At 62.7% G+C, this 17494-nt stretch carries 11 protein-coding genes and 1 pseudogene; 7 read left to right on the top strand and 5 right to left on the bottom strand.

Annotated features, from left to right (window positions below; genetic code table 11):
* Positions 1–242: 242 nt before the first annotated feature.
* From FHT02_RS18405 to FHT02_RS18390, 4 genes are all read left to right on the top strand, one after another.
* Positions 243–1763, top strand: a complete 1521-nt coding sequence (locus FHT02_RS18405; RefSeq protein ID WP_246352531.1) for a tryptophan halogenase family protein — start codon at positions 243–245, stop codon at positions 1761–1763.
* The gene (locus FHT02_RS18400; RefSeq protein WP_246352530.1) at positions 1714–3951 is read left to right on the top strand and encodes a WD40/YVTN/BNR-like repeat-containing protein; all 2238 of its coding nucleotides are present in this window, start codon (positions 1714–1716) and stop codon (positions 3949–3951) included. Before FHT02_RS18405 ends, FHT02_RS18400 begins: the two co-directional genes overlap by 50 nt.
* 292 nt (positions 3952–4243) lie before the next feature.
* Positions 4244–4810, top strand: coding sequence for a GDSL-type esterase/lipase family protein (locus FHT02_RS18395; protein WP_246352529.1), 567 nt, complete (start codon positions 4244–4246; stop codon positions 4808–4810).
* Positions 4811–4820: 10 nt separating this feature from the next.
* Entirely contained in the window at positions 4821–6446 is a 1626-nt protein-coding gene (locus tag FHT02_RS18390; RefSeq protein ID WP_184091151.1) for an alpha-L-fucosidase, read from the top strand.
* Positions 6447–6818: 372 nt separating this feature from the next.
* Here FHT02_RS18390 and FHT02_RS18385 read toward each other — a convergent pair.
* Positions 6819–8191, bottom strand: a pseudogene (locus tag FHT02_RS18385) (transposase).
* Between FHT02_RS18385 and FHT02_RS18380 the strand changes: the two are divergent.
* Positions 8114–10132, top strand: coding sequence for a putative bifunctional diguanylate cyclase/phosphodiesterase (locus FHT02_RS18380; protein WP_343056996.1), 2019 nt, complete (start codon positions 8114–8116; stop codon positions 10130–10132). The pseudogene FHT02_RS18385 and the gene FHT02_RS18380 sit on opposite strands and share 78 nt — an antisense overlap.
* Before the next feature lie 96 nt (positions 10133–10228).
* On the opposite strand, the gene FHT02_RS18375 is transcribed toward FHT02_RS18380, so the two are convergent.
* On the bottom strand, positions 10229–10954 hold the full coding sequence (locus FHT02_RS18375; RefSeq protein ID WP_184091147.1) for a DUF6683 family protein: 726 nt from the start codon (positions 10952–10954) through the stop codon (positions 10229–10231).
* 623 nt (positions 10955–11577) lie between these two features.
* On the opposite strand from FHT02_RS18375, the gene FHT02_RS18370 reads away from it, so the two are divergent.
* A complete protein-coding gene (locus FHT02_RS18370) occupies positions 11578–12588 on the top strand; it encodes a sensor histidine kinase (RefSeq protein WP_246352528.1) in 1011 nt (336 codons plus the stop codon).
* 386 nt (positions 12589–12974) lie between these two features.
* Here the strand turns inward: FHT02_RS18370 and FHT02_RS18365 are convergent, their stop codons facing one another.
* Genes FHT02_RS18365 through FHT02_RS18355 form a run of 3 tightly spaced genes read right to left on the bottom strand, consistent with a single transcriptional unit; the run spans position 12975 to position 15993 of the window.
* A complete protein-coding gene (locus tag FHT02_RS18365; RefSeq protein WP_246352527.1) occupies positions 12975–14411 on the bottom strand; it encodes a TonB-dependent receptor in 1437 nt (478 codons plus the stop codon).
* A gap of 60 nt (positions 14412–14471) precedes the next feature.
* Positions 14472–15362 (bottom strand): FecR family protein, encoded by an 891-nt coding sequence (locus FHT02_RS18360; protein ID WP_246352526.1) that lies wholly within the window; start codon positions 15360–15362, stop codon positions 14472–14474.
* A 58-nt stretch (positions 15363–15420) separates the two neighbouring features.
* Positions 15421–15993 (bottom strand): RNA polymerase sigma factor, encoded by a 573-nt coding sequence (locus FHT02_RS18355; RefSeq protein WP_221239570.1) that lies wholly within the window; start codon positions 15991–15993, stop codon positions 15421–15423.
* A gap of 312 nt (positions 15994–16305) precedes the next feature.
* Between FHT02_RS18355 and FHT02_RS18350 the strand changes: the two genes are divergently transcribed.
* A complete protein-coding gene (locus tag FHT02_RS18350; protein WP_184091143.1) occupies positions 16306–17337 on the top strand; it encodes a glycoside hydrolase family 43 protein in 1032 nt (343 codons plus the stop codon).
* Positions 17338–17494 lie beyond the last annotated feature (157 nt).

The following is a 17494-nucleotide window of genomic DNA, read 5'->3' as shown; positions in this document are numbered from 1 at the left end:
CGGTCGGCAGGTCCGGAGACAGATTGAAAGAGAAACGAGCGGCCTTGCGCGTGCGGCCGCTATCAGGTGCTCGCCTCTCCTGCCCGCTTTCTCTCTCAGCACGACGACGTGCAGCAGCGGAAAGCTGGGTTAAGGGGAGCGCTAACATGCACAAAAAAAGCCGTCTACAAAAAACAGACACAAATATGAAAATTGACGGCGCAGGTGGCGCTGGGCACAACCACGACGAAAGGAGAGGATCATTGGGCGTCGCGCCGATCAACAAGCTGCTCATTGTCGGCGGCGGCACCGCCGGCTGGATCGCCGCCGCCAGCTTCGCTCAGTTGCTCCAGTGGCAGGAATGCGAGATCCACCTAGTGGAGTCCGACGACATCGGGACGGTAGGGGTCGGCGAAGCGACCATTCCGCCGATCATGGACCTCAATCGGGTGCTCGGCCTGGACGAGGACGAATTCGTCCGCCGTACTCAGGGGACGTTCAAGCTGGGCATCGAGTTCATCGACTGGAAGGCGCAAGGCACCCGCTATTTCCACCCCTTCGGAAATTATGGCGCGGACGTCGGTCATGTCGACTTCGTCCATTACTGGCGGCGCCTGCGGCACGAACTCGGCGAGACGGCGGGGACGCTGGAGGAGTACAGCCTCTCGACTCTCGCAGCCAAGGCCGGCAAGTTCATGCGGCCCGATGCCAACCCCCGCAACGTCCTGTCCAAGATCGCCTACGCCTTCCATTTCGATGCGGGGCTCTATGCGCGATACCTGCGTGAGTACGCCGAGGAACGCGGCGTCATCCGGCATGAAGGAAAGATCGTCGACGGCGTGCTCGACGATCGTGGGTTCGTGGAAGCGGTGCTGCTCGACGATGGGCGCAGGCTGGACGCGCAGTTCTTCATCGACTGTTCGGGCTTTCGCGGCGTTCTGATCGAACAGCTGCTCAAGACCGGGTATGAGGACTGGAGCCATTGGCTGCGCTGCGACCGGGCCGTCGCCGTGCCGTCCGGGAATGTCGGCCCGCCCTCACCGTTCACCCGCTCCACAGCGCGCGAGGCCGGCTGGCAATGGCGCATCCCGCTTCAGCACCGCACCGGCAACGGGTATGTCTATTGCAGCGACCATGTCAGCGACGATCAGGCGATCGCCACGCTGCTGGGCAATCTCGAAGGCGCACCGCTGGCCGATCCGCGCCTGCTGCGCTTCACCACCGGCAAGCGCCGCAAGTTCTGGAACAAGAACGTCGTCGCGCTGGGACTGGCGAGCGGCTTCATGGAGCCGCTGGAATCCACCAGCATCCACTTGATCCAGACCGCGGTCACCAAGCTGATGACGATGTTCCCCGACACCGGCTTCGCCCAGCCCGACATCGATCACTACAACCGCGTCACGGCCACCGAATATGAGCGCATCCGCGATTTCCTGATCCTGCACTATGTCGCCAATCGGCGGCATGGCTCGCCGTTCTGGGACGAATGCCGGACCATGCCGATCCCGGACACGCTTGCCGACAAGATCGAGCTGTACCGCAGCCGCGGCCGCTCTTTCCGCCTCGACGACGAGCTGTTCACCGCCACCAGTTGGCAGGCGGTATTTGAGGGGCAAGGCGTTGAGCCTGAGGGGTATGACCCGATGGCCGACGCGGTGCCGTTCGACAAACTGCACTCCACGATGGACCGTATGCGCGAAACGCTGCTGCGCGGCGCGGGAGCCATGCCGACCCATGCCGATTTCATCGCCCGGCATTGCGCCGCCCAACCTGTCCGGACCTGACATGCGCCCCCTTCGCGTTCTCGCCGCAACGCTGGCATTGTCCGCCCTGGGCGCCGCGCCTGCGTCCGGTCCAGTTCCCTATCGCTGGCAAAACGTCGTGGTTGGGGCCGGCGGCTTCGCGCCTGGCATCGTGTTCAGCCCCGCCGCGCCCGGCATCGCCTATCTGCGCACCGACATGGGCGGAGCCTATCGCTGGGAGGATAGCGCCGGCCGCTGGGTGCCGCTGATGGACGGCTTTGGCGAGAGCAGCTTCTATGGCGTCGAAAGCATCGCCGCAGACCCCCTCAAGCCGAACCGCGTCTATGCCGCGGTGGGTATGCACGCCCGCGGTGCCTCCGCCATCCTCCGCTCGGATGACCGCGGCACCAATTGGGCAACCTTCCCCGTGCCGTTCAAGATGGGCGGCAACGAAGACGGCCGCGGCCTTGGCGAGCGGCTCGCCATCGACCCGCATCGCTCGGACACGCTTTTCTTCGGCTCGCGCCATGACGGCCTGTGGCGGAGCGACGATGCCGGAGCGCATTGGGCTAGAGTCGCCGCCTTCCCCTATGCCGGTGCCAGACTCCCCGCCCCACGCACCACCCATGGCGGCGTCGGCTTCGTGTTGTTCGATCCGCGCCCGGGTTCCACCCGCCTCTTCGCCTCGGTCGCTGACAAGGGCGTGCAGGGCCTCTACCAGTCAGCCGATTCAGGACGCATTTGGACACGCGTCGCGGGCGGCCCTGCCGAGCTGCTCCCGATAAAGGCCGCGCTCGACGGCGCGGGCACGCTCTACGTCACCTATGCCGATGCCATTGGTCCCAACGGCGTGCTGCGCGGCGCCGTCTGGGCACTTGATGCCGAAGGCTTCCGCGACGTCACGCCACAAAAAGGACCTGACGCACCGGAGGGCGGCTATATCGGCGTGACCGCGGACCCGCACCGCAGCGGCATGGTCTATGTCTCCACCTTCAACCGCTGGCAGCCAGGCGACACCATCTGGCGCTCGCTCGATGGCGGAGCGCATTGGCGCGACCTCGGCCCGGCCAGCCGCCGCGACACTCGCATCAGCCCCTTCCTCAAGTGGGGCAGAGCGGAGGCGGAGTTCGGCCATTGGATCGCCGGCCTCGCGCTCGATCCGTTTGCGCCGACGCGGCTTGCCTACACCACCGGCGCCACCGTCTACGTCACCCGCGACGCGCCGCGCGCGCGGCTAAACTGGTCGCCCTGGGTGAAGGGGATCGAGCAGACCGCGATCATCACCCTCACCAGCCCCACCGGCGGCGCACACCTCGTCACTGGCTTCGGCGACCTGGGGGGCTTCGTGCATAACGATCTCGCCAAGTCGCCACCGGGCATGCACCTCAACCCGCGCAACACCAACACCAACACGCTCGATTATGCGGGCGCGACGCCGCGCGTCCTCGTGCGCAGCGGCAATGTTCACGCCGAACAGCATTTGGAGGGCGGCCTCGGCTGGTCGCAGGATGGTGGCCAGCATTGGCGCCCGCTTCGCACCCCCCATTGGCGCGGCGACGGCAGCTCGCTGGAAGAAAATGGCCGCGCCCCAATCAGCGTTTCGGCGGACGGCACCCGCTTCTATGTCGCCGCGGAACGGCCGTTGCTTTCACGCGATCAAGGTGCGCATTGGATTGAGATATCCGGGCTGCCGGCGAACGCCCGCGTGACCGCCGACAAGCTGGACCCGCGCCGCGCCTGGGCGATCGACTATAGCGCCAACAGGCTGATGCGGAGCATCGATGGAGGTCTCCACTTCAAGGCGGCGCCCGCGCATGGAGTTTGCGACAATCTGGGAGCGAGCCGCCCGCGCAACCGCGAAAGCCAGGCCGCACTGCTCGCTTCACCGTTCGCCGCCGGCGACCTGTTTCTTCGATGCGCCGGCGCACTCTACCGCAGCAGGGACGGCGGCGATCGCTTCGCTCGAATCTCCGCCGATCTCGACATCGCCTTGTTCGGCTTGGGGCGCGGCAGGGTACAAGGCCAGCCAGCGATCTACGCCGTGGCGGCGCGCGACGGAGTCACTGCGATCTGGCGAAACATCGACGGTGCGCGCTGGCAGCGCATCAACGACGATGCGCATCGATGGGGCAACCGCTTGCGGGTGATCTCAGGAGACCCGCGTCTCTACGGACGCGTTTACATCGGCACGGACGGACGCGGCGTAATCTACGGCGACGAACGGCCATGAGCCGCGGCTCGCCTCCGACATGCTCTCGCGCTAATTCATGAATACGGCTTTCAGCAAAGTTCGTTCGACTTACAGTGCCCCAGATACCGTTATGCGAGCGACGCGCGAGGTTCAGGAGAGCGATACCATGACACGACAATACGTCCCCTGGAGGGCGCTTCTGACGCTCGCAGGTCCTGTCGCGGCGCAGAACATGGTCCCGGGTGAACCCTACGCCACGGATCCCGTCGGCATTGTCGCAGATCCCTGCCCCAGCCATTCGCCGCCGGCCGGTGGTGATGGAGGCTGGTAGATGTGGAACCCTCAAGTGCTCACGCGCGATTTCGGGCAGCTTTGCCGCTATCGCGACCAGAATGCCGAGGTGAAGGCCCAGAAGGTCCGCATCGTCTTCATGGGCGGTCCCATCACCGGAGGTTGGATCAACTTGGATGGGGGCTTCTTCGTGGTCGGCCTGGTCTATCGCGGCATTAGCGGGCAGACCACGCCGCGGATGCTGGTCCGCTTCCGCCAGAACGTGCTCGAGCTGAAACGGCGCGCGGTGCACATCATGGCCGGCACCAACGAAATCGCCCGCGCAAACAGTATTAAGGTGATCCTCGCCTCCATCCCGCCCGCCGGCGCGTTCCCCTGTGCCAAGGACGAGCGGCCGGTGCCGAAGATCTCGGCGTCGAACGCTTGGGCACGCAGCTATGCGCAGGCGAATGGCTTCACCTTTGTCGGCTATCATGCCGCGACGGCGCAGCCGGGCGGCGCGATTGAACCGGGGCTGTCCAGCGACGGCATGCATCCCACCGCACCGAGCTATGCGGTAATGCGGCCGCTGGCAGTCGCCGCCATTGCCAAGACGCTCAGTAAGTAAGGACATGCCCATGCAGATCGAACGCCGCGCCTTCCTCGCTAGCGCTGCCGCGGCCGGCATAGCCCGGGCAGCCCGGGCGGCCAGCCCCATGGGCCAGGCACGTGGGCCGGTGCAGGCGAACTGGCCCTCGCTGGTCGACCACTATCGCTATCCCGACTGGTTTCGCGACGCCAAGCTCGGCATCTGGTCGCATTGGGGACCGCAGGCGGTGCCCGAGCAAGGCGACTGGTATGGCCGCTTCATGTACATGCAGGGCCACCCGATGTACGAGCATCACGTCCGGACCTATGGCCATCCATCCAAGTTCGGGATGAAGGACATCCACAATCTGTGGAAGGCCGAGCGCTGGGACCCCGAGGCGCTGATGAGCCGCTTCGTGAAGGCGGGCGCGAAATACTTCATGTCGCTGGGCTGCCATCACGACAATCTCGACTGTTACGACAGCCGCTACCATGCTTGGAACGCCACTCGCGTCGGGCCGAAGCGCGATGTGGTCGGCATCTGGGCAAAGGCCGCGCGAGCGGCGGGGCTGAAGTTCGGCATCTCCAATCACGTCGCGCATGCCTGGCACTGGTATCAGCCGGCCTATGGCTATGATCCGGTTGGGCCCCATAAGGGCGAGCGCTACGACGCCTTCCGCCTGCGAAAGGGGGATGGTGCCGGGCAGTGGTGGGATGGGCTGGATCCGCAGGAGCTGTACACCGGCCCGCACGCGGTGATGCCGAACGGCATCGACAGCGTCGAAGCGATGAACAAGTGGCACGACGCCAATAACGGGCAATGGGTCGAGCACGGCCCACCGGGCGATACCCGCTTCGTCACTAACTGGCTGCTGCGCCAGACCGACATGATCGAGAAGTACCGGCCCGACATGGTCTATTTCGACGATTACGGCCTGCCCTTCGGTCCCGTAGGGCTCGAAGCGGCGGCGGATTACTACAATCGCTCGATCCGGTGGCACGGCAAGATTGACGTGGTGCTTACCGCCAAGCAGCTGAAGCCGCATGAGCGGTTCGGCGTCGTGCAGGATGTCGAGCGCGGCTTCACCGATCGGCTGTGGGATGAGCCCTGGCAAACCGACACCTGCATCGGCGATTGGTTCTACAATGTCGCGCGGCTGAACGATCGCAGCTACAAGACCGCTGAAATGGTGATGCAGCGCCTGTGCGACGTCGTGTCGAAGAACGGCAACCTGCTGCTCTCGGTGCCTCAGCGCGGCGACGGATCGATCGACAGCGAAGAGGACAAGATCCTCGACGGCATGGCTCGCTGGATCGCGATCAACAGCGAAGCGATCTATGGCTCGCGCCCATGGCACCGCTATGGCGAAGGCCCCACGGTGCTCACCCCGGGCATGCAGAACGAAGGCAACGCTTCGGCGTTCAAGGCGCAGGACATCCGTTTCACCACCAACAAGGGCGCGCTCTACGCGGCGATGCTTGCCTGGCCCGAAGGCCCGGTGACCATCGCTTCGCTCGCCCGTGGCAAGTGGCACGGCGAAGTCGGGGAAGTCACGTTTCTTGGCGGCGGGCCGGTACGCCACCATCGCGATGCCCGTGGCCTCCACCTGACTCTGCCGAGCAAACCTATCGGCGGCTTTGTGCCGGTGGTCCGTATAGACGGTCGCGGGCTCTAAAGTGTTGGGCTAGGAACGTCAGGACGCGATGAGTGATGATCGGCGGGAACATATTTCGCAGCGCCTTAACAACTGGATTAGCAAAGACGTACTAGGACACTCATGGGTCTAGCGATAAGACATCGATGCCACTGAGGTAGGTGCCTATCTTCGCCATGCACGCGCGCCATTTTGTTGAGTCTGCGGAGCGGGTTTGAGGGTGTGCTCTGCCCGGCACTTGGGCTGAGTATGCCGCAGGGGAACACTGGGGTAACTCCGCGGAGGCCGCTGGCAAGGGCCGATGGTAGCTAAGCGCCCGAGCGTGTTGAAGAAGTCGGTCGTGGCTGGGGACCAAGGCTGTGGCTGGGTGGCACTGAAGAAGCCCTGACCGGCTCAAGCGAGTCGCGGTGGCGCCTGCATAGGGATCAGCTTGGCGAGCTTGCGGAGGCTCTGGGCGGTAGGGCGAGGTAGAACTCGTCTTTGGCGCCATTTGGTCCTCTCAGGCGCAAGCGGTCGAGCTTGAGGATGCGTTTGAGGTGCGCGAACAGCATTTCGACCTTCTTCCGCTGGCGGCGTGAGGTGACGTAAGCGTCGGTGGTGGCGATGTCGCGCGCGAGATCGCGGGCGCCTTCGTGTATTGAACGCGTGACCTTGCGCGCCGGCATGTTTGGCGTGCAGCGCTGCCGCAGATCGCAGCCGGCGCAGTCCTGCTGGCGGGCGCGGTAGCGGATGAAGCCGCCCTGGCCGACATCGCTGCGAGGGTGGGCGAAGTTGCGGTTGCGCGGGCGCAGGCGGTTTCCGCCGGGCAGACATAGCTGTCATCCTGGTGGTCGTAGGTGAAAGCGCTGCGCTCGAACGTGCCGTCGCGCCGCGCCGACTTGTCGAACACCGGGATGTGCGGATGGATGTCGCGCTCGTGAACCAGCCAGGCCAGGTGCCCCGCATCGCGATAGCCGGCATCTGCCGCGAGCCGCTCAGGCCACAGGCCGAAGCGCTCGTGCGTGCGCTCGATCATTCGGCGCTCGGCAGTGACCTCGGCCTGGCGGATCGCCGAGGTTGCCTCCACATCGACGATCACGGCATGGTCGAGATCGATCAGGTGTTTGTCGAGTAGGCAAAGAACGCCCGCTCGCGCGACGGGCGGTCCAGCGTGCGGCCGGATCGGCGACCGCCAGCTGCTTGGGTGTGACCGGCGTGGCAGTCCCGAACGCGGCATCGTCGAGAACGGCGAGATACTCGCGAACGGCGTGGCTGCCGCTTCCCGGCAGCAGGTCGTCATGGCGATCAACCGTGTGCTGTCGGCTGACATCGGCCCGGATCAGGCTGGCATCGACTGCGAAGCCCTCGCCGCCGACCAGACCTTCGGCCATGCAGCGCGCCACCGTGGTCTCGAACAGCGCGCGCAGCAGATCGCAGTCGCGGAAGCGGCCGTGCCGGTTCTTGGAGAAGGTCAAATGGTCGGGCACATCGCCCTCCAGTCCCAACCGGCAGAACCAGCGATAGGCGAGGTTGAGATGCACCTCGTCGCACAGCAGACGCTCGGACCGGATGCCCATGCAATAGCCGATGATCAGCGTCCGAATCATTAGCTCCGGATCGATCGAAGGTCACCCAGTTTCGCTGTAAAACGGCCGCAGCTGCTCGCGAATATCTAACAGGTCTACGAACCGGTCGATCGAGCGCAGCAGATGATACCCCGGCACATGCCGCTCCAGCCTGAAGCTGTAGAACAGCGCCTTCTGCGCTACCGTCCGCTCGCCCATCATCGGCTCGTCTCCCGTATCCTCGGGATCCTTGAATCAGTAGCCAGCGACTACTTCAAGCCTGCCTTTTCCAACACAATCGGGGCTGAAGCTGCCACAAGCAGGGCTGCTGAGCGCCAACAGCTGCCGTTCAAAGGGCCTGAGGCTCTTCCCAAAAGCTGCCGTAGGTTCATGCCCCGACGCATCCAAAGACTTAACCTCGAAGTGGTATTCAGCTGCTGCGGGGCGGGCAAATGGACGATTGTTTCAGTGAAATGCGAGCTTGATGGAAGCGTTGAGGCGCTAGGTCGCTACGAGCAGATGCTCGAGAGTTCTGCAACTGCCGCTATCTGTGCCGGACCAGATAACCTCATCGTCGCGTGGAACACGGCAGCCGAAAAGCTCTTCGGGTTTAGTGCGCGGGAAGCTCTAGGGCAGCCTCTCTCGATCATAATCCCCAAGAGGCATCGTGCGGCTCATGTCGCCGGGTTGGCACGCGCAGTGCTTGTGGGGCGTGCCCGACTGGCTGGGCGGTCGGTGGAGATGTTGGCACTGCATGCGGATGGTAGAGAGCTCCCAGTGGATCTGTCACTGTCCATGTGGTTTGAAGGCGGGCAGCCGATGTTTGGTGCCCTTCTTCGCGACATCACAGACAGGCAGGCGGCTGCCCAGCGTCTTGAACATCTGGCACATTGCGATACGCTCACCTCACTGCCGAACCGCAATGCTCTACGCGCGAGACTCGCGGCGGAAATTGAACGTGGAACCTGTTCACTCCTCCTGCTTGACCTTGACGGGTTCAAGCACGTGAATGACACTTTAGGTCACTCTACAGGCGATGAACTTCTGGCATCAGTGGCCGCGCGGCTTGCGGATGCAGTCGGCACCGGGGGCTATCTTGCGCGCCTTGGCGGAGACGAGTTCGCCATCCTGCTCTCCAATTGTGGTGATCCACTCCAGATTGACGACCTTGCAGGTCGGATCTTCAAGGCTCTTCAGTCCCCGTTCGAGCTCGCCGGCCAGCTAGTTTACGTTGGCACCAGTATAGGTGTTGCCATCTCACCCAAAGACGGGGCGAACGTGGAACAGATGCTGTCCAGCGCGGATCTGGCATTGTACAGCAGCAAGAATGACGGTGGCGGTATGCGAACGTTCTTCGCGCGCGCTATGCAGAATAAAACGGAGCAGAGGCACCGCCTTGGAATCGAGCTGCGTTCAGCTCTGACACGCAACCAGTTCGAGCTCTGGTATCAGCCACAGATATCCTTGGCAGACCACGCATTGGTGGGAGCTGAGGCCCTTTTGCGGTGGCGGCATCATGACCACGGCCTTCTCTCTCCCGAGGCATTTCTGAAAGTTTTGGAGGAGACCGCAATCGCAGAGGAGGTCGGAGACTGGATTGTCGATCACGCCTGCTCGACTGCGGCCGAGTGGAAGAAGGCTGGACTTGGGCGCCTCAGGGTGGGGGTCAACCTGTTCGCAGCTCAGCTGCGCTCGGGGAGACTATTCTCCGTCATATCATCCGCCATCGAACGTCATGGGCTTTGTCCGACCCAGCTAGAAATCGAGATCACGGAGACAACGGTTCTTCGACACAGTAATCAGTCGACGAAGGCTCTCAGAAGGCTGAGATCCCTGGGCGTCGGAGTTGCCTTCGACGACTTCGGGACCGGTTTTGCTTCCCTCAGCCTTCTGCAGAAGTATCCGCTAACGCGCTTGAAAATCGACCGGAGCTTTGTTGCCAAGGTCGACCGCAAAGTCGGCGATGCCGCCATCGTCCAAGCGGTGATCGCAATGTCTCGTAGCCTAGGTCTCAGGGTGATTGCAGAAGGCGTAGAAACGGCAGAGCAAGAAGCGACTCTTGCAGGTCTGGGCTGCGACGAAGCTCAAGGATGGCGGTACGGACGTGCCATGCCTGCCGCCCAAATGGCTGCTGCTTTCGTTCAGCGGCGTCGAGTCGGTTAGATGGAGAGGTCGCCTAAGCGCCAATTGGTGCCTTTGCGGGTATCCGCCGCGCCCCCTATGGCCTGCCATTCATTCATCATCTGCTACGAGTGGGCGCTAGAGGAGTGCGAGCCCACCTCGGCCGATCCGCACCTTTGACGGGTCTACCCCCAGCAGCTCTCGCAAGTAGCTTCCGCCTGCGCGGCGCAAATCGGCGGAGCGGGCTTGGGAAGGGCGTGCTTTGAGCGCTTCGCGGGTGGCTGCAAGATAGGTGGCGAGTATAGCCATCGTGACCTGCGCCTCGATCGCCGAGCTCTCAGTTGCAGCTGCAGCGACCGGCGCACGCATCTGAGCATAGAGGCTGCGGAACTCAGCCTCACCAAGGTCGGCGTTGGCGTAGGCCATGTAGCTCGCTGCGATGAGGGCAGCGGTCGCACCCGCGGGATCACTCGGACGGACACCTAATTGGCGTTCCAGCTGGTCATACTTGGCATAAAGCTCGACAAAAATGCGCCGGGCCTTGTTCCGGTCGTCGGCGGCGAAGCTGCTGGATAGCTGGTTGGCGATCCTCTGTACCTGATCCTGCGTTATCTTAGGTGCAGGCGGAAGAGGCGCGTCGGGAGGCTGTCGGCGGCGCAGTGTCTTGACAACGTCCCCACGGAAGATTTGCTTCTGCGAGCGGCGCAGCATTTCAGCAGCCTGATTATTGAAGGCCCAATTGTCGAAGTAGCCTGGTGCAAACCATGCCTGCGCATTCGCCGGAGTGCTTGCCAAAAGCAGCGCTGTGATCGTTGCCAATCCTGCTTTCAAGCTAAACGCCTCCTTTGGCCCGTTCGCTACCAACGCGTTAGAGGTACGATGTGTCTGTGCTTTGCAAGCCGAGAACCGGCGAAGCGTGGTGCGAGCGCGTCAGTCGTTGATGTGATGTCGTGTGAGGTGCCGAGGGCGGCACAGAATGGCTCGATAAGCCTCAGTAGGTGAGGCAGTGGTAGCTGAGCGCCAGCAGCTGCCGTTCTGAGCGACTATGGCGCTCCCCAATACCTGCCCTCCGTTCATGTTGCAGGACCAAGAAAGCGACGAACGGCAGCGTCGAAGGTAGCTATCGGAGCCATAGTACTATCCGAGTCTTTGACGACGCGAGCCGTGTATCCGCCGAAAATGGAAAGTTTCGGTGGATGGGCTAGACGGCTGGGTGTCTCAAAGACGCCCGATGCGGCCGTCGGCACCTCTAATCGCCTACTCGAGGCGGTTTTGAATTCTGAGGGCCAAGGTAGGCAGAAGAAGCCCAAGCAATTGGTGCTGGCGTTGCACTCGCAGGTGAAGCGCGTCGCATCACCTGCATTGGCAGTTGCCGGCTGGAACCATCAATTGTGGAGAGCTGTTTTTGATGCTTAGCGGGGCCTCTGGTCGGCCGTACGACCGCGTCTGTCGGTACCTCGAGGGCGGGTCGACGAAGGAGATGTTTGTTGGAGGCGTTATCCAGGTCAGAGTTCGAAGAGCCGGAGTGGAATGAAGCGCAGCTAAGGCTGGCGATCGAGTCTGCTGGCGTTGCGCTGTGGTCCTGGAACGTCGAGGACGACTGCCTGCTCATGGACGGGCGCGGGTATGCGCTGTGGGATCTCCCCAATGGCAGGAGGGTGACATTCGCGAAACTCTCCGAAAACATCCACCCGGCAGATGCTGACCGCGTTCGAGCTGCGTTCGCCGGCACGCGTGCTGTACCAGGAAGCTACGAGATCGACTTCCGGATCAAGCTCGGCGACGAGGTGCGATGGATATCTGCGAGGGGCAAAGGTGCCGACGAGGGCATGTCTAACGGTGCTATGTTTGGCATCTTTCTGGATGTGACGGATCGCAAGCTGGCGCAGGAGGGAAGTGAGCTGCTCGCAGGAGAGATGAGCCATCGCGTGAAGAACCTTTTGGCGATTGCTGGCGGCCTGACCCACCTCTCGTCACGTTCCGCATCTTCGGCGAAAGAAATGGCCGGTGAACTGACGAAACGGTTAAGCGCTCTGGGCCGAGCGCATGACCTCGTGCGCCCTCTACCGGGGGAGCAGGGGACGGCTGCATTGCTCGGCGACCTGCTGGCCGTCCTACTTGCGCCGTACGATGATACCGCTGCCTTCAGCGGCCGCATTCGGGTAGCAGTTCCGCGCATGGGCGTCGGCGAAGCCGCCGCCACGACCTTGGCCATGGTCGTGCATGAACTCGCGACCAACTCTGTCAAACATGGCGCGTTGTCGTCGGACTCGGGCTCGCTCGATATCTCCAGTCGATGCGACGGAGACGACTTGAAGCTGATTTGGGCAGAAACAGGAGGCCCGGAGATCGGCGACGAGCCGCAGATGAACGGCTTTGGAAGCAAGCTGATCTCCCGTAGTATGGCAAACCAGTTTAGCGGTGATCTACACTATGAATGGAAGCCCAGCGGACTTGTGGCGACGCTTCGTATGCGGACGGACCGTCTCGCCACTTGACGACCTTCGGCGGATTCAGCCCTCGGCAGCAAAGCGCCGAAGTTTGCCAATCCAGAGTGATCGAGCGCCTTCGATAGCTGCCCTCCGTTCATCTTCGGTGCAGGCCGAGGTTCCTGTAGCATTCTGGTGAAGCGCGGAACGGCCTCTTATAGGTCGGAAAACCGGAAAGCGGTCTCTCATTCAAAAGTATCATCGGACCAGCCTAGTCCGAACGCATGTAAGGGTGCAGAAAGCTTGGCCGAGCTATGTTGGGGGCATGGACCACCGTTCTCTCCTGGCCGCCGTGAAACAGCGGATGGACCGCACCGCTGCGGTGATAGAGCAAACGCATCACCCCATCGCGTCTTCAAAGAAACGCATGGAACAATGTGAGGAGGTAACGCATGTTACCTTCGATGAGCCCCGAGAGCCCCGGACCACCGCCCGAGAAGGCGAACCGACCTAAGCCGGGTGATACGGCGTGGGAGGAAGAGCGTCAGCATCGCCGGGGTGCCTCCCGGCAGCGGCGACTGGCCGCTATCGCTGCGTCCGCGCGCGGTGATGCACTCATCCGACAGTTCGATGTTCGAGATCTGCGTGCCGGGCATGAACAGCTGTGCGTTGGCCAGGGACCATTGGCTCTGCGAGCGATACCCCGTGTAGAGCCCGTCGGCGTAGACCTGCAGACTGTCGGACGCCTGCCATTGTAGCGAGGCATTAGCCTGTGGCCGCTCATACCAACCATAGTCGGAGTGGCTTTCGACCACATTTGGCAGCAGCACACCCGGCATGTTGAAAGGGATGCCGGTGCCCTGCGCCGAGCGGCGAACGCCTTCGCGGGTTCTGGGATGGTTGAAATGGGTCTTCGACCAGCTGACGTTCACTAGCGCGCCGATGTCGCCGATGCCGGTTTGCCAGGTGTCGGTCGCAAGAATGCTGAGCTGCGGATCGAGACGTTCGGCCTTGAGGCCGTAGTTGCCCCGCGCGTTGACGACCACTGTCGGGCGCTTGAAGTTGAATGGTTTGTTGAGCTGGAGGTCAATGATGCCAGCAATACCGCCCTCGATAAGCTCGGCGGTGTTCGACTTCACAACGTCAACGCGCGCGAGTGCGTCGGCCGGAACGTCCTGCATCGAGAAGGTGCGCCCCGTGGTCGTGATGATCTCCCGTCCATCCACGGTGGTCAGGATGTCGCCAAGACCGCGGACGCGGACGTTGCCGATCTCGTTCGAAGCGGTAACCGAAACCTGCACGCCTGGCACGCGCTGGAGGGCCGCGGCGGTAGTCGGATCTGGGAATTTGCCGATGTCTTCGGAGACAATGGAGTCGACGATCTGCGTGGAGTTTTGCTTGATTGCTGCTGCCTTTTCCAGGCTCCGGCGGATGCCGGTCACGACGACCTCTTCCTGGGCGTCGGCGGGTTCCTGCATAGGCTCAGGCCCGGCGCTTGGAGCTTCCGAGGTCTGGGGAGCGGCCTGCGGGGGCCGGGCCTGACCGGGAGCCGATGCATGGGTGGCAGGGGGCAGTGCAGCCAGGATGCGCTGTGCGCCGCGCCGCTTAAGCACGATCTTCGATCCCGAGGTGGTCGGCACGATGTCTGTGCCCCGCAGGAGGGTCCGCAGTGCGGCCGACACATCCATGACGCCGCTGACTCGGTTCACGGCGACGCCATCCACCGCTTCACTCGTTACTAGGATCTGCACGCCGGCCTGCCGAGCGAACTGCGGAATGCCGGTGCTTGCAGGCTGTGAAGGAACCTCAAACCGGCGGACCTGCGCGCTTGCCGGCGTCGCGCCGCAAATGATCGCTGCGCTTGCGAGCAGCCAAGTCTCTCCTGGACGCATTTCATCCTCCCCTAAGTTTTGTCGGCGCCTCGTATCGGCGCTCTAAACTCTAGGAGCTGGCTATCGGCGTTTTCCGTCAGCTGGCGCGTCGATTTTTCGCGCTATCCGGATTTCTGCCGGGCTCACCGTCACCTCCACATCGAGCGACGTGCTTAGCATCGTCGCGAAGTCTTCAGGTTTGTCGATTTTGAAGAGCCCCACCAGTCGTTCGTCGGCCAGTGAAGGATCGGTAAGCACCAGGCGCTGACTGTTGTAACGATTGAATTGTTCGATGGCGTGCGAGAGCGTCTCGTTCTCGAGTGATATCTCGCCGTTGCGCCATGCCAGAGCACGTTCGATCTCGTCGGGTGCCGAGCCTACGACCGGAGCGGCCGCAGGGGCGCGAAAATTGGCGAATTGACCAGCCTTTAGGATGGCCATCAAGCCGTCAGAGCCGCTGGGCCATACGGCAACGGTTCCCTCAGTGACGGCGACCTGAACCCCGTCCTCCCCACGAACCACGGAGAATGCCGTTCCGATCGCCCGCGCCTGGGCAATGCCCGCATCCACGATGAAAGGTCGAGTTCGGTCCTTGGCTACCTGGAACCACGCCTGGCCGCGCGCGAGTTCGATGCGCCTGCCGGCAGGGTTGAGGGAGATGCGCAGTTCGCTGCCGGTGTTGATGGTCGCGATCGAGCCGTCTTCCAGAGGAAGACGCCGTATCTCTCCGCGCGAAGTGGTGACGTATCGGCCGCCGAGCCGCTGCCACCCGAACGTCCCAGCCACCGTCGCTGCGATCGCCCCCCCTGCCGCCGCGATCACCCGACGCCGATTGGGCCTTGCCGGTAAGGAAGATCGGGTCGATCTTTCCGACATGTCGGACGTGAGTGCCCGCTCTACCGCACTCAAACCAGCCATCGCCCGCAGCAGGGCGCCTGCATGGCGCGGATCGCGCCGAAGCCATGCGTCCATCTCGGCCTCTTGCCTTGAGTCGAGCGGGTGACGCACGGCCCAGATGCTGGCTTCCTCCTCAACGTGATCTTGCATGGCGGCCTCCGACGGACAGGTCCTTAGTCATGTTCGCATCGGTCGCGTTCATTACTTTCAGCACGGTTCGAAGGCTTCGGCTTGCGTCGTTCTCGACCACGGCTTCGCTAACGCCCAATGTGCTCGCGATCTGCCTCTGGCTCATGCCGTCGATCTTGCGCATCACGAATATTCGCCGTGCGCGCTCGGAAAGAGTTGCCAGCGCTGCCTGGAGTCGAACCACCTCTTGTCGACCAGCGGCGATCCGCTCCGGACCCGGCGCGCTGCTCTCAAGCTGCTCCTCGAGCACTGCCGAGTATGCCTCCAGCCGCACCACCGCCGCGCTTCTGCGTTGCTGGTGGACAAGATTGCGCGCCATTGTGAAGAGGTAGGCGCGGGGCTGGGTGATGTGGGACACCTCAGTGAGCTGCGCGAGGCGACAGTAGCATTCTTGAACAATGTCTTCCACGTCCGCTGGTGTTATGAGCCGCCGCTGCAACCATGTGCGCAGGTCGTGCTCATGCGGCAGGATCTCCCGGCCCACCCACTCCGCTAATGCCGCTCTGGGATTGGTCATTTTCTCCTCACATTCCCTAGAGCACGTGGATCAGCATTTCCTTCAAGCCCTTCAGAGATATTTCGGATGGCGTTGCCAACGACATGGGCTCGGACTGCTCCCAAGGGGCGCAACCGGGTCCGGTCCGCGCTCAATTGATGCCGTTCCGGGCTTCTGCTTCGCTTCCGCCAATCTGCCGTTCATCCAGCTAGAAAATCTTGCAAGTCTGACGTCGCATTCTGCCGAAGGGGTAAGCTACCAACTTGTACTGGCGGTTGCCGTTGGCGGTAGTAGATTATTGCACGCAGGCCTGGCGGCTGGCAGACTCGTGGAATGAGCTTCTACCGTCGTGCGTGCGTCATCACCACCGCCCTAGCCGTCACCTTCTTCGGAGCTGCGAACTCGGATGTGACTCCGCGTAATCCCATCGTCGCGGGATGGTATGCCGACCCGGAGATCCGCCGGTTTGGCGGGCAATACTGGATCTACCCCACCACGTCCGAGGCTCCTAGCGACGCCCCCCAGCCAAATCTGAACGAGGCGCAGCGCAGGATGCGCCTCGCGCCGAACATTCGGCCTGCCTTTCTGACGCAGACGTACCTGGACGCCTTTTCCTCACCGGATCTTGTGCACTGGACCAGGCACTCGCGTGTTCTCGACACGAAAGGTGTTCGGTGGGCAGCGTACGCGATTTGGGCACCTTCGGTAATCAGCGCCAATGGGCGTTTCTACCTGTTTTTCAGCGCCAATGACGTCCACGAAGGCGAGACGGGCGGGATCGGTGTCGCTGTAGCGAGCACGCCGCGGGGTCCATTCCACGACCTGATTGGTAAGCCGCTTATTGGCAGCATTCACAACGGTGCGCAGCCGATCGATCAATTCGCCTTCCGCGACGATGATGGCCAACTCTACCTCTATTACGGCGGCTGGGGACATCTTGACGTAGTACGGCTCTCACCGGACCTGAAGAGTCTCATGCCGCACTCCGATGGTACCACCTTTCGCGAGATCACGCCGCCTGGCTATGTCGAAGGGTCATTCGTCGTGAAGCGGCGCGGAATCTATTATCTGATGTGGTCTGAAGGCGGCTGGACCGGACCGGATTACCGCGTCGCCTACGCTACTGGTCCGACAGCTCTCGGTCCCTTCACCAAAAAAGGTACGATACTCGCACAGGACAACCGAGTTGCCCGTGGAGCAGGGCACCATTCCGTCATCAAAGAGCCGGGCGTCGACAAGTGGTGGATTGCTTACCATCGTCGACCACTCAGTGAGACTAAGGGCGACCATCGGGTACTGGCCGTTGATAGGCTAAACTTCAGCGCGGACGGTACGATTGAGCCGGTAGTGATGACGAAACAGTGAAGCCAACGAGGCGCGACACCCTTGCCGATGCGGTCTGGTCTGGTGGATGCCCCGCTCGCTTATGGAACTCAGGTTCGCGGGCGGCCATGTCCATGAAGGACGCCGCGGCAGCTACGCGCCAACTGCTGCCATCCTGAGGGGCTCACGTCCTTCCCAA

Source organism: Sphingomonas xinjiangensis (assembly GCF_014199255.1).
Lineage (GTDB): Bacteria > Pseudomonadota > Alphaproteobacteria > Sphingomonadales > Sphingomonadaceae > Sphingomonas > Sphingomonas xinjiangensis.
Note: the sequence above shows the minus strand (reverse complement) of the source record. Positions and strands in the feature narration are given on the sequence as shown.